At 64.1% G+C, this 23,155-nt stretch carries 18 protein-coding genes; 17 read left to right on the top strand and 1 reads right to left on the bottom strand.

The genetic code is table 11. The features are described 5' to 3' along the window. Positions 1-121: 121 nt before the first annotated feature. The 6 genes from B5D13_RS04345 (at position 122) to xdhC (ending at position 8,847) form a co-directional block, all read left to right on the top strand. Entirely contained in the window at positions 122-1,219 is a 1,098-nt protein-coding gene (locus B5D13_RS04345; protein WP_078687103.1) for a BMP family lipoprotein, read from the top strand. A 639-nt stretch (positions 1,220-1,858) separates the two neighbouring features. Next, complete coding sequence (locus B5D13_RS04340; protein ID WP_078687102.1) at positions 1,859-3,295, top strand: NCS2 family permease; 1,437 nt, start codon at positions 1,859-1,861, stop codon at positions 3,293-3,295. A gap of 89 nt (positions 3,296-3,384) precedes the next feature. After that, positions 3,385-4,782: an amidohydrolase family protein gene (locus B5D13_RS04335; protein WP_078687101.1), complete on the top strand. Its 1,398-nt coding sequence runs from the start codon at positions 3,385-3,387 to the stop codon at positions 4,780-4,782. A gap of 338 nt (positions 4,783-5,120) precedes the next feature. Next, complete coding sequence (gene xdhA, locus B5D13_RS04330; protein WP_078687100.1) at positions 5,121-7,463, top strand: xanthine dehydrogenase subunit XdhA; 2,343 nt, start codon at positions 5,121-5,123, stop codon at positions 7,461-7,463. Further along, a complete protein-coding gene (xdhB, locus tag B5D13_RS04325; protein ID WP_078687099.1) occupies positions 7,463-8,344 on the top strand; it encodes a xanthine dehydrogenase subunit XdhB in 882 nt (293 codons plus the stop codon). Before xdhA ends, xdhB begins: the two co-directional genes overlap by 1 nt. Then, on the top strand, positions 8,344-8,847 hold the full coding sequence (gene xdhC, locus B5D13_RS04320; RefSeq protein WP_078687098.1) for a xanthine dehydrogenase subunit XdhC: 504 nt from the start codon (positions 8,344-8,346) through the stop codon (positions 8,845-8,847). Before xdhB ends, xdhC begins: the two co-directional genes overlap by 1 nt. Positions 8,848-9,601: 754 nt before the next feature. On the opposite strand, the gene B5D13_RS04315 is transcribed toward xdhC, so the two are convergent. Next, positions 9,602-10,108: a hypothetical protein gene (locus B5D13_RS04315; protein ID WP_078687097.1), complete on the bottom strand. Its 507-nt coding sequence runs from the start codon at positions 10,106-10,108 to the stop codon at positions 9,602-9,604. A gap of 290 nt (positions 10,109-10,398) precedes the next feature. On the opposite strand from B5D13_RS04315, the gene dpaL reads away from it, so the two are divergent. The 11 genes from dpaL to B5D13_RS04260 all read left to right on the top strand — a co-directional run bounded on the left by dpaL (position 10,399) and on the right by B5D13_RS04260 (position 23,082). Continuing rightward, positions 10,399-11,625 (top strand): diaminopropionate ammonia-lyase, encoded by a 1,227-nt coding sequence (dpaL, locus tag B5D13_RS04310; RefSeq protein ID WP_078687096.1) that lies wholly within the window; start codon positions 10,399-10,401, stop codon positions 11,623-11,625. Positions 11,626-12,018: 393 nt separating this feature from the next. Then, positions 12,019-13,401: a YgeY family selenium metabolism-linked hydrolase gene (locus B5D13_RS04305; protein WP_078687095.1), complete on the top strand. Its 1,383-nt coding sequence runs from the start codon at positions 12,019-12,021 to the stop codon at positions 13,399-13,401. Positions 13,402-13,492: 91 nt separating this feature from the next. Further along, the gene (gene ygeW / locus B5D13_RS04300) at positions 13,493-14,695 is read left to right on the top strand and encodes a knotted carbamoyltransferase YgeW (RefSeq protein ID WP_078687094.1); all 1,203 of its coding nucleotides are present in this window, start codon (positions 13,493-13,495) and stop codon (positions 14,693-14,695) included. A gap of 87 nt (positions 14,696-14,782) precedes the next feature. Then, a complete protein-coding gene (locus B5D13_RS04295) occupies positions 14,783-15,721 on the top strand; it encodes an NTP transferase domain-containing protein (protein ID WP_078687093.1) in 939 nt (312 codons plus the stop codon). Positions 15,722-15,782: 61 nt separating this feature from the next. Continuing rightward, positions 15,783-17,189 (top strand): dihydropyrimidinase, encoded by a 1,407-nt coding sequence (gene hydA, locus B5D13_RS04290; RefSeq protein ID WP_078687092.1) that lies wholly within the window; start codon positions 15,783-15,785, stop codon positions 17,187-17,189. Between the two features lie 58 nt (positions 17,190-17,247). Beyond that, positions 17,248-17,628, top strand: coding sequence for a RidA family protein (locus tag B5D13_RS04285; protein WP_078687091.1), 381 nt, complete (start codon positions 17,248-17,250; stop codon positions 17,626-17,628). A gap of 96 nt (positions 17,629-17,724) precedes the next feature. Then, complete coding sequence (locus tag B5D13_RS04280; protein ID WP_078687090.1) at positions 17,725-18,678, top strand: NTP transferase domain-containing protein; 954 nt, start codon at positions 17,725-17,727, stop codon at positions 18,676-18,678. A gap of 362 nt (positions 18,679-19,040) precedes the next feature. After that, the gene (locus B5D13_RS04275; protein ID WP_078687089.1) at positions 19,041-19,649 is read left to right on the top strand and encodes a nucleotidyltransferase family protein; all 609 of its coding nucleotides are present in this window, start codon (positions 19,041-19,043) and stop codon (positions 19,647-19,649) included. 20 nt (positions 19,650-19,669) lie between these two features. Continuing rightward, positions 19,670-21,796: a xanthine dehydrogenase family protein molybdopterin-binding subunit gene (locus B5D13_RS04270; protein WP_090991431.1), complete on the top strand. Its 2,127-nt coding sequence runs from the start codon at positions 19,670-19,672 to the stop codon at positions 21,794-21,796. Then, entirely contained in the window at positions 21,797-22,270 is a 474-nt protein-coding gene (locus tag B5D13_RS04265; RefSeq protein WP_078687088.1) for a (2Fe-2S)-binding protein, read from the top strand. Beyond that, positions 22,264-23,082 carry an FAD binding domain-containing protein gene (locus B5D13_RS04260; RefSeq protein WP_078687087.1) on the top strand — a complete coding sequence of 273 codons (819 nt, stop codon included), beginning with the start codon at positions 22,264-22,266 and terminating at the stop codon, positions 23,080-23,082. The genes B5D13_RS04265 and B5D13_RS04260 overlap by 7 nt, the downstream gene beginning before the upstream one ends. Positions 23,083-23,155 lie beyond the last annotated feature (73 nt).

Raw genomic sequence — 23,155 nt, 5'->3', positions numbered from 1 at the left:
GCGCCTCCCGGCAGTTTGGCATTTCCGGCGTCGGGAGACCGGGGCCGTGTGCGAAGGTAGTTGGTTTGGCAAGGGAGAGGGCGAGGCCCTTCTCCAAGGCAAGGGAAGGAAAGGCGTGTTTATGAGCAACGAGAACAAGACCGTTATGGTGAGCAGGCGTCAGGCCCTGGGCCTGGGCTTTGGTGGCGTGGGCGCCCTCATGCTGTCCGCGTGCGGCGGCTCCGGGTCGTCTGACTCCGGCTCCGGCGACTCCGGATCCGAGGGCTACAAGGTCGCCATGATCATGAGCGGCACCATCACCGACGGTGGCTGGGACCAGGGCCACTACGAGTCCCTAAAGAGGGCGCTCGAGTCCCACGACAAGTGGACGCTCCTCGAGCCCAAGGAGAACACCGCTGACGCCGACGCCGCGACGGCCGCCCAGTCCTACGTCGACCAGGACGTCGACCTCATCATCGGCAACGGGAACCAGTTCGCCTCCGACTGGATGGAGGTCGTCTCGGACGCTGCCGCCAGCCACCCCAAGGTCCACTTCCTCGTCACCAACACGGACCCCACGACCGAGATGGCCGACTACGAGACTCTCGCTCCCGTTGAGACCGTCCTTCCTGACTTCAAGCAGACCGGCGCCCTCGCCGGCGTGGTCGCGGGCCTCATGACCAAGACCAAGAGCATCGGCTTCATCGGCGGCATGAAGCTTCCCTCCACCCTCACCAAGTACTCCGCGTTCCTGGCCGCCGCGCAGAAGATCGACCCCTCCATCAAGGGCCAGTACAACTTCGAGGCCGGCTTCACGGACGCCTCGCTGGGCACCAAGCTGACCGAGCAGTGGATCAACTCCGAGAACGTCGACGTCATGTGGGGCGACGCCTCCGCGGTCGACAACGGCTCGCGCAAGGCCCTCGAGAGCGCCGGCGCCGACACGCACTTCGACATCGCCCAGCCCATCGACATCGCTGGCGATGATCAGCCGACCGTCATCACCTCCACCGTCACCGACTGGATGATCGGCCAGGCGATGGACGAGATCGAGGCTGGCTCCTTCGGCGACGGCAAGGCCATTATCGGCAACATGGACAACGGCGGCATCTCGCTCGGCAAGTTCTCCGACAAGGTCTCGCAGGATGTCCAGGACAAGATCAAGGAGTACGTTGACCAGATCAAGTCCGGCGACTTCATCTCGGACGACGACGTCGACCAGATCAAGAAGAGCCTCTAGAGCTGAGCTCTTCGCCGCAGAGACGGCATGGTGCCAATAGGCGCGAGGCAGGACAGGGGAGACCCTGCCCTGCCTTTTTGTTTGCTTGCTGTCTGGGGACCGTGCGGCCCAGCCGGCGTCGCCTCCCTGCGTCACATGGGGGGGGCGAGCGTTGCGACAGATTGGATTCGCTGTTGTTCGTTATGGGATTACCTGCAAAAACGCAATGGTACAGCATAAACGATCGAGTCGTGCGCTTACGGGTGAGGACATACCGTCCGCCAGAGAGACGCGACCATTCCGAATGAGTCCCGATACCATCTAGCTAACAAAAAAATATTTAGCTAAAAAAACAAGTTTTATGGCACCACTTGGGAGAGCGTTGGGGAGAAGGACGCGCCGCCTTGGGTGGGGGACTGCCCGTCCTCAGTCTGTCGCCCAGGGTCGAAGTCGGGGCGATCCCCTCTTGGACGACCCCTGATGATATATCTTACTTTTTTATGATCGCCGGCGGCAGGCGGGCCAGGCTTGGCCCATGCTTCTGCCTTAGCCCAAGGCGGCCTTCAAGATCGACAGCTGAGCGTGTAACTGTCTCGCGCGGAGAGGGATTTGGTTGCGCGGGCGTGACTGTTGGCATTCGTCTTAGGAGTGATGTGCTGTATGGAAAATGCTTTGCATGGGGTCTTCCACCACTCGGAGCGTGGTACCGGCGACGGTAAGGGTGCCCTCGACAGGATCTTCCACCTCTCGGAGCGTGGCACCAACGTAAAGACCGAGATTCTGGCGGGCGTGACGACCTTCGTCACTGCCGCCTACATCCTCGCGGTCAACCCCAGCGTCCTCGCCGCCACGGGCATGCCCCAGGACGCCCTGTTCACGGCGACGGTCCTCATCTCGACCATCGGCACGCTGATGATGGCCCTTCTCACCAACTACCCGTTCATCCTCTGTCCCGGCATGGGCATCAACGCCTACTTTGCCTACACGGTCTGCCTGGGCATGGGCTACTCCTGGCAGACGGCGCTCGGTGCGATCTTCGTCGAGGGCATCATCTTCGTCATACTCTCGCTGACCAACGTGCGAGAGGCGATCTTCAACGCGATCCCGATGAACCTGAAGTTCGCCATCACCTCCGGCGTCGGACTCTTCATCACCATCATCGGCCTCAAGGGCTCCGGCCTGGTCATCCCCAGCGAGTCGACGCTCGTCACCATGTTCTCGTTCCACAGCTCGCTTGCGGAGGGGACCTTCTCGACCGCGGGCATCTGCGCCCTTCTCTCCCTTATCGGCATCATCGTGACGGCCATCCTGGTCTGCAAGAACGTGTGCGGCAACATCCTACTGGGCATCCTCATCACATGGGGCCTGGGCATCGTCTGCCAGTTCACGGGCCTCTACGTCCCCAACGCCGAGGCCGGCTTCTACAGCCTGCTGCCTGACTTCTCGCAGGGACTGACGGTTCCCTCGATCGCGCCGATCGCGTTCCAGATTGACTTCTCGAACATTCTGTCCGTCGGCTTCATGTCCGTCGTCTTCGCGTTCCTGTTCACCAACCTCTTCGACACCATCGGCACCCTGATCGGCTCCGCCGCCAAGGCCGACCTGCTCGACGAGGAGGGCAAGCTTCCCAACGTCAAGGGAGCGCTGCTGGCCGAGTCCCTCGCGACGACGTTCGCCGGCATGCTCGGCACCTCCTCCACGGCGACCGCCGTCGAGTGCACCGCGGGCATCTCGCAGGGCGGCCGCACGGGACTCACGGGCCTCACCTGCGCCGTGCTCTTCCTTCTCTCCCTGTTCCTCTCGCCAATCTTCCTGGCGATTCCGTCCTTCGCGACCTCGCCCGCCCTGGTCATCGTCGGTTTCATGATGTTTGGCGCCGTCACCCAGATTGAGTGGGGCTCCGTGGCCGAGGCCATCCCCGCCTTCGTCGCGATCATCGCGATGCCGTTCATGTACTCCATCGCTGAGGGCATCTCGCTGGGTATCATCTCCTACGTGGCCGTCAACGCGGTTACCGGGGCCGAGAACCGCAAGAAGATCTCGGGCGTCATGTGGGTCCTGTTCGTCCTGTTCTGCTGCAAGTACTTCTTCATATAGCCAGGCACCCAGCGCCAGTTTCACCAGTTGTATGCAAACCAGTCGGGCGCGGCCGCGTGCCGCGCCCGCGCAAACGAAAGGTGGCACGTATGTCGAAAGAGAGCTCTGTCGCAGCCAGTCAGGAGACCTTCGCCATCCGCGGCGACATCGTCTGGTCGCGCCATGCGTCCAACCTCCAGTGGGCCAAGGACGGCTACCTGGTGGTGGTCGACGGCGTGTGCAAGGGCGTCTTCCAGGAGCTTCCGGCCGAGTACGAGGGAATCGATGTCCGCGACCGCACGGGCAGGCTCGTGATCCCCGGCATGACCGACATCCACGTCCACGCGCCCCAGTACGCCTTCCGTGGCCTGGGCATGGACCTCGAGCTGCTCGAGTGGCTCAACACCCACACCTTCCCCGAGGAGAAGAAGTACGCCGACCTCTCCTACGCCGACCGCGCGTACTCCATCTTCGCCGACGACATGCTGCACTCGCCCACCACGCGCGCGGTCGTCTTCGGCACCCTCCACGTCGAGCCCACCGAGCTCCTCATGGACAAGCTCGAGGCGACGGGCCTCAAGACCTTCGTCGGCAAGGTCAACATGGACCGCAACAGTCCCGACTACCTCTGCGAGAAGGACGCGCAGGCCTCGCTTGCAGACACGGTTCGCTGGCTGGACGAGGTCGAGTCCAAGGGCTACGTCAACACCAAGCCCATCCTCACCCCGCGCTTCACGCCCACCTGCACCGACGAGCTGATGGAGGGGCTGGGCAGGCTCAAGCAGGAGAGGGGACTGCCGCTGCAGTCGCACCTCTCCGAGAACCTCTCCGAGATCGACTGGGTCCACGGGCTTGCCCCCTGGTCCAGCTGCTACGGTCAGACCTATGAGCACGCCGGCCAGATGGACGGCGAGGGCCACGTGGTCATGGCACACTGCAACTACTCGACCGACGAGGAGATCGCCATCATGAAGAAGCATGGCGTCTTCGTCGCGACCTGCCCGCAGTCCAACATGCAGCTCTCCTCGGGCATCGCGCCCATCCGCCGCTACCTGGTCGAGGGCATGAACGTCGGCCTGGGCACCGACGTCGCCGGCGGCGCCTCGCTCTCGATGTTCCGCGCGGTCGCGGACCTCGTTGGCTGCTCCAAGCTGCGCTGGCGCCTGGTCGACCAGAACCTCAAGCCCCTCTCCACCGCCGAGGCCTTCTACGTCGCGACGGTCGGCGGCGGCTCGTTCTTCGGCAAGGTCGGCTCCTTCGAAGAGGGCTACGAGGCCGACATCCTCGTGCTGGACGACTCCCAGATTCGCACCACGCTCGAGTGCGATCCCTCCGAGCGCGTCGAGAGGTACATGTACCTCGCCGAGGAGGGTGGTCGCATGGTCGAGAAGTACGTGGCGGGCAGGCTCGTCGTCCGTGACGACAGGCTTGTGGGCTCCAAGGCCCCGGCTGCGGTTCTGACCTCGGCGGCGGCCAACACCACGGTCTCGAGCGCCAAGAGCGCCTAGACGTTGGCAAGACGTCCGGACTGATGTTCCGGACGGTGAAGTTCACAATCGAGGCGGCGTCCGTCCCAGTGAGGCGGGCGTCGCTTTTTTCTGTGTCTTGCCTGTGCTCGCGCGCCCCGTCAGGCGTGGTGCCCACATGTGCCGCTCTTTTTGGAACAAACGTAGGGATGCGTTGGACTTTTGCTTGTATAACGCCTGTTCAGGCCTACAAAAAGTTATCATTGGTTGATGCGGCCGCCCGTCCTATGGGTCCGCTCACCACAAAGCCCGCGCCATGCCCTGTGTCGCGGCTAACCTTTTTTTAGGCATAACAACCTTTTGTAGGAGAGGAGCGAGAGATGGAGAGCTATAAGGAGGTCGGTAGGTCCGTAAAGCGCGTCGACGCGTACGACAAGGTCACGGGCCGCGCGATGTTTACCGATGACCTCTGCCCCAAGCCCTGCCTGGTGGCAAAGATACTCCACTCCACCATTGGAAACGGCCGCGTCGTCTCGATCGACACCGACGAGGCGAAGAAGGTTCCCGGCGTCGTTGGTGTGTTCACCTGCTTCGACGTGCCCGACTTCGCCTATCCGGTCGCAGGCCACCCCTGGTATGCGGACTCCGCGGCGGCCAAGCGCGACATCGCCGACCGCAGGCTGCTGGACGACCGCGTGCGCATTTACGGAGACAACATCGCAGCCGTCGTGGCCGAGGACAACGTTGCTGCCGAGCGCGCGCTGCGCCTGATCCACGTCGAGTACGAGGAGTACCCCGTCGTCTACGACGCGCGCGAGTCCATGAAGGGCACCGAGGTGCCCGTCCAGGAGGGCAAGCCCGACAACGTCGTCGCGCACACCCTTGCCGTGACCCCAAAGGAGAAGCTCGGGGAGATGGGCTACGAGAGCGTCGAGGACGCACTTCTCGACCCCAAGTACCACCACTTCGCCATTAAGACCTTCACTGGTGAGCAGAGCCAGGCGCACATCGAGGTTTGTGTCTCGTACTGCTACGAGGAGGGCGGCAAGATCGTCTGCGTCTCGTCGACACAGATCCCGCACATCTGCCGTCGCATCATCGGCCAGGCCCTCGGCATTCCCTGGGGCAGCGTCCGCGTGATCAAGCCCTACATCGGCGGTGGATTCGGCACCAAGCAGGATATCCATTTCGAGCCGCTCAACGCATGGCTCTGCCATCAGGTGGGTGGTCGCTGCGTCAAGCTCGAGCTCTCGCGCGAGGAGTGCTTCTGGGACACCTCGGGGCGCCAGCCCAAGAACTTCGAGGTCGAGGCGAGCGTCGGTGATGACATGCGCCTGCACGCCCGCTCAATCAAGGGCTGGTCCAACACCGGTGGCTACATCCACCACGGCCATGCCCTGGTCCTCAACTCCGTGAACAGCTTCCGCTGGCTCTACCACACCTGCGAGGACGCGGTGCGCTGCGAGGCCTGGACCATCCACACCAACGGTCCGCACACGGGAGCCATGCGCGCCTACGGCGTGCCCGAGGGCGTCTGGACGGCCGAGTGCCTCATGGGCGACATCGCACATGACATGGGATGGGACGGCGTCGAGTTCCGCCTGAAGAATGCCATCGCCCCCGGCTACGTCGACGAGTTCAGCCCCTCGAACACGATCTCGTATCGCACCGACGGTCTGCGCGCCTGCGTCGAGCGCGGCAAGGAGATCATCGACTGGGACAACAAGCGCAGGGAGTACGCCAACCAGGCAGGCCCCATCCGCCACGGCGTCGGCGTCGCGTTCATGGTCTACAAGACGGCCGTCGCGCCCTTCGCCCTCGAGACCTCCAACGCCCAGATCACACTCAACCAGGACGGCACGTTCCAGCTCCAGATGGGTGCGACCGAGATTGGCCAGGGTGCCGACACGGTCTTCTGCCAGATGGCCGCCGAGGCCATCGGCGTGGACACCGAGGACATCCACATCGTGAGCTTCCAGGACACCGATGTCGCTCCGTATGACCCCGGCGCGTACGCTTCGCGCCAGACCTTCGTCTCGGGCACCGCGTGCAAGGACGCCGGCACCAAGATGCGCAAGCGCATCCTCGAGCTGGCCGAGCGCCTCTATCCCGACGCGCAGGGCGAGCTCGACCTGAGGAACCACGCCATCTACGACGGAGGGGACAACAGGCTCTGCGGCCTTGCGGATCTAGCTCTCGAGGCCTACTACAACATCCACAAGACCGATCAGCTCTCGACGCGCGGCCAGGCCACCGTCCACCAGAACGCAATTGCGACCGGCTGCACGTTCTGCGACCTGACGGTCGACATTCCCCTGGGCCAGGTCACGATCGACAAGATCGTCTCGATCCAGGACGACGGCAGACTCATCAACCCCAAGCTCGTCGAGCAGCAGATTCACGGTGGCATGGCGCAGGGCATCGGATTCGGCCTGTCTGAGGAACTTCTCGTCGACCCCAAGAGCGGCCGCGTGCGCAATGCGACCCTGCTCGACTACAAGATCCCAACGATGATGGACGTGCCCGACCTGATCGCCGAGAACGTCGAGACCCAGGACCCCATGGGCCCCTATGGCAACAAGGCGGTGGGCGAGACCCCCATCATCAGTCCCGCGCCTGCCATTCGCGACGCCATCCTGAACGCCACGGGAGTCAAGTTCTACGAGATGCCCATGACGCCCCAGCGTCTATTCGAGGGCTTCAAGAGGGAGGGACTTATCTGATGTACGACATCGAATCGCTCTACGAGGCAACGAGCGTCGAAGATGCCTGCCGCGCTCTTGCGGAGGACCCCCAGTCCATGGTCATCGCTGGTGGCACTGACGTGCTCGTCAAGTGCCGCGAGGGCAAGTTTGCCGGCGCGCACCTCGTCTCCATCCACGGCCTGAACGACGAGCTCGACGGCGTCAGCCTGGCCGCCGACGGAACCGTCGAGATTGGTCCCATCACCTGGTTCAACCACGTGACCACGAGCCCCGTCGCCCAGTCGACGGTACAGACGCTCTGCGATGCCTGCGACACGCCGGGTGGTCCCCAGCTTCGCGTCTCGGGAACCATCGGCGGAAACATCTGCAACGCAGCCACCTCCGCCGACACGGCCTCCACGCTCTACGCCTACGGAGCCCTCCTGGACGTCCGCTCGGTGCGCGGCATGAGGACCATTCCCATCGAGGAGTGGTACACGGGCCCCGGCCGCTCGGTGCGCGAGCGCGACGAGGTGCTGGTGAAGATCCGCATCCCGCGCGACCACTACGAGGGGTGGACCGGTCACTACTTCAAGTACGGCAAGCGCCGCGCCCTCGAGATCGCCACGATGGGCTGCTGCTGCCTTGTCAAGCTCTCAGACGACAAGAAGTGCATCGACGACATCCGCCTTGCCTTCGGCGTCGCCGCCCCGACCCCCATTCGTGCGCGCAACGCCGAGGATGCCGTCCGCGGCCTCGCCGTCGAGGAAGCCGTCGAGAAGATTGGCAAACTCGCCCAGCAGGACACCAACCCGCGTGACTCCTGGCGTGCGTCCAAGGAGTTCCGTCTCCAGCTGATCAAGGAGATGTCGAAGCGCTCGCTGACCTACGCGGCTCGCAAGGGAGGAGCTGATATCTAATGGACATGAGGATTCTATCTTGCACACTCAACGGCAAGCCGGTTCAGGTTGGCTATGACCCGCGCGAGTCGCTGCTTGATACCCTTCGCGACCGGCTGCACATGACGAGCGTCAAGCGTGGCTGCGAGGTGGGCGAGTGCGGTGCCTGCACGGTCCTGATCGACGGCGTGGCAACCGACTCCTGCCTCTACCTGACCGACTGGGCCCAGGGCAAGGAGATCCTGACCGTCGAGGGCCTTCAGGCGGCCGACGGCACGCTCGACCCCATGCAGCAGGCGTTCGTGGACGAGTTTGCTGTCCAGTGCGGCTTCTGCATCCCGGGCATCATCATGAGCGCGGTCGAGATGGAGCGCTCCGGCAAGACCTACACGCGCGACGAGATCCGCAAGCAGCTGTCCGGCCACCTTTGCCGCTGCACCGGATACCAGAACATCGTCGACGCCGTGGAGAAGGCGGTCAACGTCCTGGACGGGAAGGTTGGCCAGGGAGTCGAGGAAAAGTAGCACTTGACGCCCTCGCCTCGAGTATCGAAGCGAGGGCGTTTTCTTTTGGATGCGCGGGACGTTAATGGGGTCGTGACCGCCAGCCTTGGTTCTTCTGCCAGATTGTTTTCTGTCTGGCGCGGTAGTACACGGTAATCACCGTGTGTAAGACGGGTTTGGCCGCTCCTAGTTAACTAGTATTGGTTGGAAAGTGGCCGTTTCCGTCGTTAGCCGTTCTTGTCGTTTGACGGGGGCGGCTATTTTCGTGACTGATGGTTAGCGGGAACGACTTGCGCTCACCCGAATCGCTCGGTGGAAGTCCCGAGGTTGCCCAAATCGCTTCGCGTAAGCTCTTGGTCACCCAAATCGGCTGGCGGAAGCTCTGACCTTCGCAAAAAAGGGCGAACGGTGTGTTTCCGGGGCCCACTTGCAGCGAAAAGGGCTCTGAAAACGCGAATCATCGCGTTCGGTGTGCCTCGCGAAGTTCTCTTTTCGCAAAACCGCAGGATTCGCGAATTGAGGCTGCGCAAATGGGACCTATCGGTGTGTTTCGCCCACACCGTTCGGCCCAATTTGCGAAAAAAGCGCCCCCGGCTGCAAATAATTGCCCAAACACACCGTTCTACGATTACTGCGAAAAGCGACGCGCACGACTACCTGCGGTGATACACCGAGCACCATAATTTGCGAGTCACGGGTCCCTGTAAATCGCCGCCGAAACACACCGATTGCGACGATTCGCGCACGCGCGTGCCGCGCTTGGGCTGTCTTGACCCTACCAGCTAATCTTGATTGTGCTGTTGTCGTGCGCGCCCTGGGCGGCGACCTCCTCGCCGGCCTGGACGTCGTAGCCCAGTCGGCGCAGCTTGCGAAGGAACGCGACGACCTTGGCGTTGTATTCGTTGAGCAGGCGCATCTCCTGGATGGGGGATATGAGCTCCTGCGGCCTTCCGTGGATGATGTCTGAAATGGCGTCCGCTACGGGCACGTTGCTGTTTGCCTTGAGATCGCTGTAGAACGAGTTGCCCTCGCCTGCTCCGTCGTCCTCCGCCGGGGCGAACTTCAGGTGGAGCGACGTCTTACCGTACTTTGCGTAGGTGCGGATCCGACTTGCCGTCTGTCCCTCGGCATTGCGGATGGCCCAGCGCAGGGCGCTTGCCGAGAGCGTGTCGGCCTCTGCCTGCGGCTTGCCCTTGGTCGCGGCTTCGGAAAGCCCGTGGGCCTCCTTCGCACTAATGAGCTCAGTCGTCGCCGGGGGTACCTTGTCCGGGTTTTGTTCCATGTCGAATTCCATTCTCTGATGCGCGCCTGCCTTGTTCCGTCATCGGAGTAGGATGTCTGACGTGCCTGGACCTGCTGTTTCTATGCCTAGATGATACCGCGAGTCGTCTTGTCCGCGCACCTTGGTGGCGTCTGGCCGCCTCCCGCCTGCGCAGGAATAGTGACCGTTTGCGGTGACCATGAAATGAGCAAACAGTAAGTTAGGCAAACAGAATATTATTCTGACATGTGAAGCGAATTCACGCATTCTGCTGGTGCCGGTTTTGCCTACCGGCGAGAGAGGAGCGTCGCATGGAGCCAAAGATCAAGTGGGTCATGAACAGCATGCCCAAGAACGAGGACGAGAACCTTCCCATCATGTCTCTCGAGAACGTCGCGAAGGCGCGCGCGTTCCACAAGAGCTTCCCCCAGTACGGCATCACACCGCTGGCGGACCTCGAGGGCATGGGCGAGCGTCTCGGCCTGGGCGGCCTGTTCGTGAAGGACGAGTCATACCGCTTTGGCCTCAATGCCTTCAAGGTGCTTGGTGGCTCCTTCGCCATGGCGCGCTACATCGCGCAGCAGACCGGTAGGGACGTCAGCCAGATGACCTATGACTACCTGACGTCCGACCAGCTCAAGAAGGACTTCGGCCAGGCCACGTTCTTCACCGCGACCGACGGCAACCACGGCCGCGGCGTCGCCTGGGCTGCCAACAAGCTGGGCCAGAAGGCCGTCGTCCACATGCCCAAGGGCTCGACCAAGACCCGCTTCGACAACATCGCGAAGGAAGGCGCCGAGGTCACCATCGAGGAGCTCAACTACGACGACTGCGTGCGCCTTGCTGCAAAGGAGGCCGACGAGACGGAGCATGGCGTCATCGTCCAGGACACCGCCTGGGACGGCTACACCGAGATCCCCAGCTGGATCATGCAGGGCTACGGCACCATGGCCGCCGAGGCAGCTGAGCAGCTGCGCCAGCTCGAGGTCAACCGCCCGACCCACGTCTTCGTCCAGGCGGGCGTCGGCAGCCTTGCGAGTGCCGTGGTCGGCTTCTTCACCAACCTCTTCCCCTCGAACCCGCCCAAGTTCGTGATTATGGAGGCCGGCGCCGCTGACTGCCTGTATAAGGGTGCACTTGCCGGCGACGGCGACCCGCGCATCGTCGGGGGAGACCTCATCACCATCATGGCAGGGCTCGCCTGCGGAGAGCCTAACACCATCGGTTGGGACATCCTGCGCAACCACGCGACGGCGTTCCTGTCCTGCCCCGACTGGGTCTCTGCAAGGGGCATGCGCATGCTCGCGGTGCCCGTCAAGGGCGACCCCGCGGTCACGTCAGGCGAGTCCGGCGCGGTCGGCATGGGCGTGATCAGCACCATCATGTCCGACCCCGACTACGCGGAGCTGCGCGACGCGCTCGAGCTCGGCCGCGACTCCAAGGTCCTCATGTTCTCGACCGAGGGCGACACCGACCCCGTCCGCTATCGCGAGGTCGTCTGGGACGGTGCCTGGAAGAGCTCCGACGTCCAGGAGTAGTCGTCCGACGGCATTCCCCAAAACGTCGAGGAGGGGGGGTGCTGCATGGCGGTCTTCGCGACCGTTTTGGCGTACCTAACAAAGAGTCAGAAGGCGAGAAACTCACACCCCTTGCCCCGTGCCGCCGCCTGGGACCAATATGGTCTCGTGCGGCGGCATTTTGCTTGCATTTATGATGCTCAGAACATGAATTGTTACAAACCGTCCGCCCGTTTGCTACGACCGTTTGGCGCAAAAACAAAAAGTTAGGCAATATCGCTTGATTCGGCTATACATCATGCTTAAATGAATATGCCAAACAAAATGTTTGACTGAATCAAAAAAAGTTTAATTGATTCAGAGTCATGGCGGCATTGCCTGCCGCCGGTGTTGCGGACGGGAACAGGAGGACCCATGAAGGAGCTCGACTACGGCAAGATCAAGGAGGCCGCCAAGGCCTACAACGCGGACATGACCGCGTTCCTTCGCGCCATGATCTCCCACCCCAGCGAGTCTTGCGAGGAGGGCGAGGTCGTTGCCTGTATCAAGGCCGAGATGGAGAAGCTTGGCTTCGACGAGGTCAAGGTCGACGGCCTGGGCAACGTCATGGGCTTCATCGGCAAGGGCGAGAAGATCATCGCCATCGACTCCCACATCGACACCGTCGGCATCGGCAACCGCGATAACTGGGACTTCGATCCCTACGAGGGCTTCGAGGACGACCAGCTGATCGGCGGCCGCGGCGGCTCCGACCAGGAGGGCGGCCTCGCCTCCGCCACCTACGCTGCCAAGATTATGAAGGACATGGACCTCATCCCCGAGGGCTACAAGGTCATGGTCGTCGGCTCCGTCCAGGAAGAGGACTGCGACGGCATGTGCTGGCAGTACATCTATAACAAGGACGGCATCAAGCCCGAGTTCGTCATCTCCACCGAGCCCACCGACGGCGGCATCTACCGCGGCCACCGCGGCCGCATGGAGATTCGCGTCGACGTTCACGGCGTCTCCTGCCACGGCTCCGCTCCCGACCGCGGCGACAACGCCATCTACAAGATGGCCGACATCATCGCCGACGTCCGATCCCTCAACAACAACGGCTGCGACGAGTCCACCGAAGTCAAGGGCCTCGTCAAGATGCTCGACCCCAAGTACAACCCCGAGCACTTCGAGGACGCGCGCTTCCTGGGCCGCGGCACCTGCACCGTCAGCCAGGTGTTCTACACCAGCCCCAGTCGCTGCGCCGTCGCGGACTCCTGCGCCATCTCGATCGACCGCCGCATGACTGCCGGCGAGACCTACGAGTCCTGCCTCGAGGAGGTTCGCAACCTCCCCTCCGTCAAGAAGTACGGCGACGACGTCAAGGTCTCCATGTACATGTACGACCGTCCCAGCTGGACCGGCGAGGTCTACGAGACCGAGGCCTACTTCCCGACCTGGATCAACAAGGAGAGTGCTCCCCACGTCAAGGCCCTCGTCGACGCCCACAAGGCGCTCTTCGGCGACGAGCGCATCGGCTGCGAGAAGTCCATGGACAAGCGCGCCGGCCGCCCGCTCTGCGACAAGTGGACCTTCTCCACTAACTGCGTGTCCATCCAGGGACGCTACGGCATCCCCTGCGTCGGCTTCGGGCCTGGCGCCGAGTCCCAGGCGCATGCCCCCAACGAGGTGACCTACAAGCAGGACCTCAGCACCTGCGCCGCGCTCTACGTCGCAGCGCTGAACCTGTACGACCCCAGCGCCGCGACCGGCGACGCCACCGAGTTCCGTGCGACCCTCACGGGCAACGACATCAAGTAAACCAGCCTCGCGGCCGGCGCGTCGAGGGGCGTGCCGGCCGTGCGGTAAGAGAGGCAGACGCCGCGAGGCGCCTTCGAAAGGAAGGAATCCCATGGACTCCAAGTTCCAGAGCTATCTTGAGCAGCTCTCCAAGCTCGACTGCTCCAACATGTACAACAACGACTTCCTGCACACCTGGGACAAGACCACCGACGAGCTCCGCGCTCTCTACCTTGTCGCCGACGCCCTGCGCAACCTGCGCGAGCGCAACATCTCGACGCGCATCTTCGACTCCGGCCTCGCGGTCTCCAACTTCCGCGACAACTCGACGCGCACGCGCTTCAGCTTCGCCTCCGGCACCAACATGCTGGGCCTGCAGCAGCAGGACCTGGACGAGTCCAAGTCCCAGGTCGCACACGGCGAGACCGTCCGCGAGACCGCCACGATGATCAGCTTCATGGCCGACGTCATCGGCATCCGCGACGACAAGTTTATCGGCGAGGGCGACGCCTACATGAAGGAGGTCTCCGAGTCCGTACAGGATTCCTATCGCGAGGGCATCCTCGACCACCGTCCCACGCTCGTCTCGCTGCAGTCTGACTCCGACCACCCCACGCAGTCCTCGGCCGACCTGCTCTACCTGATCAACGAGTTTGGCGGGCTTGACAACCTCAGGGGCAAGAAGGTCGCCGTCACCTGGGCCTACAGCCCCTCCTACGGCAAACCGCTGTCCTGCCCGCAGTCCCTTATCATGCTGCTCACCCGCTTCGGTATGGACGTCACCCTGGCACACCCCGAGGGCTACGACCTGATGCCCGAGCTCGTCAAGCAGGCCGGGGAGTACGCCAAGGAGTCCGGCTCCACCTTCAAGAAGGTCAGCACGATGGAGGAGGCCTTCGAGGGCGCAGACATCGTCATTCCCAAGAGCTGGGCGCCGTATGCCGCCATGGAGAAGCGCACCAAGCTCTACGCCGCCGGCGACGCCGAGGGCATCGACAAGCTCGAGCAGGAGCTCCTTGCCCAGAACGCGACCCACATGGACTGGCACTGCACGCCCGAGCTCATGCAGAAGACCGCCAACGGCATGGACACCATCTACATGCACCCGCTGCCCGCGGACATCGAGGGCGTCTCCTGCGAGCACGGCGAGGTTGCGAGCGAGGTCTTCGACCACCATCGCGACGGCCTGTACAAGGAGGCCAGCTACAAGCCCTATGCCGTCGCCGCAATGATCTTCCTGCAGAAGGCGAAGGACCCCGTCGCCATGCTCAAGTCGCTCGAGGAGCGCGGGACCAGCCGCTGGCTCGAGGCGTAATATCCTAGTTACGCGACGCTGTTGCGGCCGTGCGCCCCCCGCGGTGCACGGCCTTGGCGTCTGGAAGCCGCGAGCGAGGGAGAGACCTTGAGGCCCACCATCAGCCCCTACATCACGACGGACGAGAAGGACAAGGTCTTCGGGCCCGGGCCCGCGACGCTCCTGAGGCTGGTGGAGCGGACGGGGAGCCTTCTTTCCGCGGCCAAGGCGATGGGCATGAGCTACTCCAAGGCGACCCATCTCGTGAAGCACGCCGAGGAGCGGCTCGGGGTCACCCTCACGATGCGCAGTACCGGCGGCGAGGGGGGCGGAGGCTCCGTCCTCACCCGGGAGTGCCAAGACCTTCTCGACCGCTACGAGCTCTGGTCCGCCTCGGTGAGGGAGACGACCGATGACCTGTTTGGCGCGGCCTTCGCAGGTACGGGGAAGACTCCCCGGCTCGGCTGCGTGGTCATGGCGTCGGGCCTGGGAACCCGCTTTGGTGGGCAGAAGCTCCTGAGCGACCTGGGCGGCAGGCCCGTGCTCGAGCGCACGCTCGCCTCGATCCCGAGGGACCTGTTCGACGTGATCGTGGTGACGGGGTCGTCCGACGTGATCGGCCTCTGCGAGCGGCTGGGCGTCAAGTGCCGCATTAATCCCGGGCGGCTCCAGAGCGACAGCGTCAGGGTCGGGATCGAGGCGGCGGGTAAGGCCCTGGGCTGCATGTTCGCTCAGGGCGACCAGCCACTGGTGCGCCCCGAGAGCATGCGTGCCCTGGCGTTCGAGTTCGCCCGTGATCCCCACCGTATCGTCCGCCTGGCCTTTGGCGACCAGGCCGCGAGTCCGGTGATTTTTCCCGCATGGCTCTTCGGGAGCCTGGCGTCGCTCGTGGGGGACGTGGGCGGTCTCGAGCTGCTTCGTCGCAGTCCCGACCTGTCCGGCCTGATCAGTCTCGTCCAGGCGCAAGACGCCAGCGAGCTCGAGGACATCGACACGAGGGAGGACTCCTGCCGCCTGGAGCAGATCCTCTCTCTGCGGGAGGGCTAGCTGGCCTGTCCCTCGGCACGCAGCGGCCAAGACACATCGACTTTCAACGGAGATGATGGCTATGTCAGTAAAGGCGGAGGGCGAGGGAGCCCCGACCAAGGTCCTGCGGGGCGGAAGCCTCGTCACGCCGGACGGCGTGGTTCGCGGCGACCTCGTCATCGAGGGCGACAAGATCGCTTCGGTCGTTCCCGGGGGACTCGCCGAGCTGCCCGAGGGCGTGCAGACCTTCGACGTCGAGGGCTGCTGGGTCTTTCCGGGCTTCATCGACGCCCACACGCACATGCAGTGCTGGACCGGCATGGACTGGACGGCCGACAGCTTCGAGACCGGCACGCGCGCGGCTGTCTGCGGCGGCACGACCACGATCGTGGACTATGCCACGCAGGACAAGGGCATGACGCTGCGCGAGGCCCTCGACGAGTGGCACCGCCGCGCCGACGGCACCTGCACCGCGAACTACGCGTTCCACATGGCCATCGCCGACTGGAACGAGCACACCCGCGAGGAGGTTGCCGACATGCGTAGTGCCGGCATCACCTCGTTCAAGTCCTACTTCGCCTACGATCACCTGCGCCTGGACGATGCCCAGACCATGGAGCTGCTCGAGGCCATCAAGCCCTTCGACGGAATCCTCTGTGTGCACTGCGAGAACGGAACGCTCGTCAACGAGCTGCAGCGGCGCATGGTCCAGGCCGGCATCACCGGGCCCGAGGGACACGCGCTCTCGCGTCCCGCCGAGGCCGAGGCCGAGGCCATCAGCCGCCTCATGTACCTTGCCGAGCTCACGGGCGCCCGCGTGAACGTGGTGCACTGCTCCACCAGACTCGGCCTCGAGCAGGTGCGCGCCGCCCGCAGGAGGGGCGTCCGCGTCATGCTGGAGACCTGTCCGCAGTACCTGCTGCTGGACGACAGTCGCTACCTCGAGAAGGGCGAGGACGGCTTTGCCGGGGCAAAGTACGTCATGAGCCCGCCCCTGCGCAAGCCCGACGACGTCGCCGCGCTGCGCGAGGCCGTGCTGGCCGGTGAGGTCGACCAGATCTCGACCGACCACTGCTCGTTCAACCTCCACGGCCAGAAGGACCGCGGTCGCGACGACTTCACGCGCATCCCCAACGGCGGGCCCGGCGTCGAGCACCGTCCCGCCCTGATCATGACGACCTTCGAGGGCAGGCTGGGGGCCATGGACTTCCTGCGCCTGCTGAGCGAGGGCCAGGCCAAGGTGTTCGGCATGTACCCGCAGAAGGGCGCGCTTGCGGCGGGCTCCGACGCGGACGTCTGCGTGTGGGACCCCGGCCAGCGCTGGACCATCAGCCAGGCCAACCAGCACCAGGCCGTTGACTACACCACCTACGAGGGCTTCGACGTGCACGGACGTGCGCGCCTGGTCTTCGTGAACGGCGTGCTTGCCGCCCAAGACGGCGATCCGACGGGCGTCCAGCCCGGACGCTACGTTGCCCGCAGGGCGTAGCACGCCCATCCACAACGTGGCCGCCCGTGCGGCCGAAGAGAGAAGAAGGAGTTCGAGCATGAGCAAGAAGGCAATCGTCACCGACAAGGCACCCGCAGCGGTCGGACCTTACTCTGCGGCGGTCGAGTCCGCAGGCTCCATTAACGTCTCGGGCCAGCTGCCCGTCGATCCCACGACCGGCGAGTTTGCCGGCGACGACATCAAGAGCCAGACGCGCCAGAGCCTCACCAACGTCAAGAACATCCTCGAGGCTGCCGGCTCCTCCATGGCCGACGTCGTCGAGACCACCGTCCTTCTGACCGACATCAACGAGTTCGGCCCGATGAACGAGGTCTACGCCGAGTTCTTCGAGGAGCCCTACCCCGCCCGCGCCGCCTTCCAGGTCGTCGCGCTCCCCAAGGGCGCCAAGGTCGAGATCAAGGCCGTCGCCCGCCGCTAGGGGCCTTGCCGTGCCGGCTTCCGTGTGCTTGTATTGGAGACCTGTGAATGATGGACGTCTGGCTGCCTCGTCGCCAGGCCAGGGAGGAGCGGGTCCATGCGCTTTGGAAAGGTCGGCGCGGTAATTGCCGCAGCGAGCAAGCGGGACGCGGAGCCCCTGTTCAAGCTCGGGTCCATCACCAACGTCCGCCGCATCATCCTGACGCTGCAGCAAGCCGGCGTCTTTCCCATCGTGATCGTGACGGGTGCCGAGGAGCTCGAGGTCATCCATCAGGTAGCCTCGCTGGGCGTCATCTTCCTGCGCAACGAGGAGTGCGAGCGTCCCGAGCTCTTCTCGTCGGTGCGCCTTGGCCTGGGGTATCTGCGGGACAAGTGCGAGCAGGTGGTCTTCACGCCGGTCAACGCGCCGATGTTCTCGGCGCAGGCGCTGCGCACGCTGCTGGACGCCAACGCGGAGGTGGCCGTTCCGACCTTCGAGGGTCGTGGCGGCCACCCCATCGTCGTGAGCTCGCAGTCCATTTCCAAGATCCTCGCCTACAACGGGGGAGAAGGGCTTAGGGGTGCCATCGGCGCCTCGGGCCTCGACCGCGTCAGGGTGCCGGTGGATGACGCCGGCGTGCTGTTGAGCGTGCACGACGAGGAGCAGCTGCAGGCCCAGCTGCGCACGCATAACGCGTCGCTGCTTGCTCCCTCCGTGCAGGTGAGCGTCGGCAAGGAGACGCCCTTCATGAACTCGCGCCTCAAGCTCCTGCTCTTCCTGATCGAGGACCTTCACTCCGTCCGCCAGGCCTGCCTGCGCTGCGGGCTTTCGCCCCAGAAGGCCTGGGACATGGTGAACAAGCTCGAGGACGAGGTCGGCTTCGACGTTGTCGTACGCCGCCACGGCGGCAGCCGCGGCGGAAAGACGACCCTCACCGAGCAGGGCCTGGGCCTTGCCTATGCGTTTCAAAGGTACGAGGAGGAGATCCACGGCTTCGCGCAGCGGCGCTTCGACGAGCTGTTCGGCGACGCCGTCTTTGCGCGTGCCCCTGAAGGGCCGTCCGGCCAATAGCGACGGACGCGCGACTCGCGGTCGCAGACGGCGACGAGCTGCAGGCACTAACGAGCAACGGATCTCAACGCCGCCCCGCATCTTGCGGGGCGGTTTTTTATGCCGCGCTCACGGGCGGCTTGTCTATCTCGGCGTCCAGGCGCCCTCGCACGCCGCTCGGCATGTACTTCTCACAAAGTATTTGAGAGCAAAACAAATGGTTAGCAAAATTGAATTAGGCGTTATCCATTAGTTCAAATAACGCTAATACGCCGGGCGTATGCCAATGTGGTGCGCTGTGGTCCCGTGCGTGTGGGGACTACCTCCGCCACTCTGGCGTGCCCTTGCGAGGCGCTCCGGATCAGCTGCGAGGGGAGGGAATCATGAGGGGACGCATCAGTGGCCTCGTGCTTGCCGCGGGCCTCTCGTCGCGCATGGGGAGCTACAAGCCGCTCATGCCGCTGCGCGGGAGGACCGTGATCGAGAACACGGTTGACTCTCTGCTGGAGGGCGGCGCGTCCGACGTCGTCGTGGTGCTTGGCTTTCGCGGTGCGGAGGTCGAGAGGCTTCTGAGGAGGCGCTACTCCGACTCCGAGCTGCGTCTGGTCTACAACCGCGAATTCGCCACGACGGACATGCTCCACTCCATCAAGCTGGGGCTCGCGAGCCTGCCCGACTGCGAGGCTTTCTTTCTGCTGCCGGGCGACATGCCCGTCGTGGACAGACAGACGTTCTTCTTGCTGCGCTGCGCGATGCCCTGGGACCGCCCCGCGATCGTCTTTCCGACGCTTGGGGGCTACCGCAAGCATCCGCCCCTGATCGACGCGCGCTTCGTGGCGGCCATCAGGGACTACGCGGGTCCGGATGGACTGCGCGGGTTCTGGCGTCTGCACGAGGACGCGGTCGTTACGGTGCCCGTCGACGACCGGGGCTGTTGGTGCGATCTGGACACCTTTGAGCAATACAGGGACTGCGTACGGCTCTACCAATAGGAACGAAGGAGGGACCTGAGTTGCATAACATTTCACGTTCGGTCACGAAGAAGGACCACGAGCCCAAGATGTCGGGGCGCTCCGTGTACGTCGGCGACGTCGACATGCACGGCTGCCTGTTCGGAAAGCTTCTTCGCTCGAAGTACGCCCGCGCCAAGGTGCTGGGCGTGAGGCTGCCCGAGCTTCCCGAGGGCTACACGTACGTCGACCGTACGGACGTGCCGGGCGACAACAACGTCAACATCGTCATGGACGACACGCCGGTCTTCGCGCGCGAGACGGTCGAGTACGTCGGCGAGCCCATCGGCATGGTCTGCGGCCCTGACGAGGGCGTCTGCCAGGACATCGTCGACCGCATCGAGGTCGACTACGAGGAGCTCGAGCCGATGCTGGATCTGAGGAAGGCTGACGAGGTCTTCTTCAACTACGAGTACGGCAAGGGCGACCTCGACGCCGCATTCGCCGGGGCCGACAAGGTCTACGACGAGGAGTTCCAGACCGGCTACCAGGAGCAGGCCTACTTGGAGACGCAGGGCATGATGGCCGTTCCCGAGGAGGGCGGCCGCATGTTCGTGCACGGCTCCATGCAGTGCGCCTACTACGTGCACGGTGCCGTCATGCGCGTCCTGAACTGCGGGCCTGCCGACGTCCACATCCACCAGGATGTCACCGGCGGTGGCTTCGGCGGCAAGGAGGCCTTCCCCTCCATCCTGGCATGCCAGGTGGCCGTTGCAGCCCACAAGTGCCAGAAGCCCGTCCGCGTAGTCTTCAGCCGCCGCGAGGATCTCGAGTTCACCTCCAAGCGCCACCCGTCGCTGTGCCACTACAAGGCGGCCGTAAAGGACGGCAAGGTCACGGCCATGGACATCGACGTCAAGTTCAACGGCGGCGCCTACACGACGCTGTCTGCCGTCGTCCTGCAGCGCGGCATCATCTGCGCAAACGGCGTCTACAACGTCCCCAACCTCCACGTGCACGGCCGCGCGCTCAAGACCAACACGACGCCGACCGGCGCCTACCGCGGCTTCGGCGCGCCGCAGACCTACTTCGCGGTCGAGATGCTGATGGACCACATCGCCCGCGACCTCGGCGTGGACAGCATCGAGTTCAAGCGCCAGAACCTCGTCAAGAAGGGCGACGCCACCTCGACGTCTGGCCTGTACCACTTCGACGTGCCCCTGCCCGAGATGCTCGCCGAGGTCGACCAGGCAAGCGACCTGCTGCGCAAGCACAAGGAGTACAGCAAGCCCCAGACCGGGCGTTTCCGTCGCGGCATCGGCTTCTCGTGGCACTTCCACGGTGCCGGTTTCACCGGCTCGGGCGAGCGCGACATGATCAAGGCCGTCGCGCGCCTGCACAAGTACAAGGACGGCACGGTCGAGGTCCTCGCCTCCAACGGTGAGATCGGCCAGGGCCTGCGCACCACCTTCCCCAAGATCGTCGCGCACGAGCTCAACCTTCCCCTCGAGAAGGTCTTCTACGACCACCCGGACACCTCCCGCGTGCCCGACTCCGGCCCGACCGTCGCGTCCAGGTCCCTCATGGTCGTCGGCGAGCTCCTGCGCCGCGCCGCCATCAAGCTGCGCAACGAGTGGGAGGACGGGAAGGACCAGATCGTCGAGGAGCGCTTCAAGGAGCCCGACTTCATGATTCCGTTCTACCTCGACAAGTTCCAGGGCGACGCCTACCCGGACTACGCATGGGGCGCGCAGGCCATCGAGGTCGAGGTCGACACACTCACCGGCCAGGCCAAGATTCTGGGCGCCTACGCTTCCTTCGACGTCGGAACCCCGATTGACTACAACATTGTCATGGGCCAGATGGAGGGCGGCTTCCTGCAGGGCATCGGCTATGCGTCGATCGAGCACATGAACTACGACGACAAGGGCCGCATCCGCAACAACACGTTCTCGGACTACCTGATCCCGACCACCGTCGACGTGCCGAACCTCAACGTGCAGCTGCACGTCCGCGAGTTCCCCGATGGGCCCTACGGCGCCAAGGGCGCCGGCGAGGTGCCCCTGGTCGGAGCGCCGGGCGCCTACGTCGAGGCGATCGAGCAGGCTCTGGGCGGCAAGGTGAGCCTCGAGCACGCGCCGTTCACCGCCGAGGACACCATCAAGGCTCTTGCTGAGGAGGATGCGTAAATGAGCGATATTTCTTTCACCCTGAACGGCAGGCCCGTCTCGTACGGCGGCTCTGCCACGGACCGTCTGCTGGACGTGCTCCGCGACACGTTTGACTGCAAATCCGTCAAGTGCGGCTGCAAGGAGGGCGAGTGTGGCGCGTGCTCCGTCCTCATGGACGGCAAGCTGATCAACTCCTGCTGCGTTGCCATGGGCGCGACCCAGGGCAGCGACATCGTCACGCTCGAGGGCTTTCGCACAACCGAGCGCTACAAGGTGCTCGACAAGGTGTTCGCGCAGTTCTCGGCCGTCCAGTGCGGCTTCTGCACCCCGGGCATGGTCATGGCGGCCGAATCGGTTCTCGCGCAGAACCCGCATCCCACCGAGGACGAGGTTCGCGAGGGCATGTCGGGCAACCTGTGCCGCTGCACGGGCTATAACGCCATCGTCAACGCAGTGCTGGCCGCTGCAAAGGAGGGCAACGGACTATGGTAAACGGATTCTATCCCCAGAACCTGGACGAGGCACTCGACCTGCTCAGCAAGCACGACGTCGTCCCCTACGCTGGTGGTACCGACCTCATGGTGCAGGACAAGCCCAACCAGACCTACCTGTTCGTTGGCAAGCTTCCCGAGCTTCGCAACATCAGCGAGGATGACGAGTACGTGCGCATCGGTGCTGCCGTCACCTTCACGGAGGCGCTCGCGAGCCCGCTGGTTCCCCAGTTCATGAAGGAGGCCGTCTCGCGCATCGCGGCTCCGGCCATCCGCAACGCTGGAACCTTCGGCGGGAACCTGGGCAACGGCTCGGCCAAGGCCGACTCCGTCCTGGTCGAGTACGCGACGGGCGCCAAGATTTGCGTGGCCAGCGTGCGTGGCGAGCGCGTCATACCCGTCGAACAGTTCTACAAGGGCCGCAAGGAGCTCGACCTCGCCCCTGACGAGCTCATCCTCGAGGTCCTGCTGCCCAAGCTGGGCATCGACGACTACTACTACCACAAGGTGGGCGGGCGCCAGGCCCTGGCGATCTCTCGTGTCTCCTTTGGTGGTCTGCTGAGCGTCGAGGATGGCGTCATCACGCGCTTCACCTGCGCATTCGGTGCGGTCTCTGGGACGGTTCTGCGCTATCCCGACCTCGAGGCGCAGCTTGTGGGCAGGACCGTCGAGGAGGCAAGGGGTGCAAGTGAGAAGGTCATCGCGTCCTATGCCGAGCGCATGCAGCTCACCCGCGGCCGCGTCAGCGCCGAGTATCGCAAGGACGTCTGCCTGAACCTTCTGGGCGACTTCCTGGCCAGCAAGGGCATCTAGGCCGGAGCACCCCTGAGCAAGCGTTCTTCGGGGACGCTCCGGAAGGGGCGTCCCTCTTCATCCCGAAGGAGTT

The organism is Olsenella sp. KH1P3, assembly GCF_900167315.1.
GTDB lineage: Bacteria > Actinomycetota > Coriobacteriia > Coriobacteriales > Atopobiaceae > Olsenella_J > Olsenella_J umbonata_A.
This window is presented reverse-complemented; position numbering and strand designations above follow the sequence as displayed.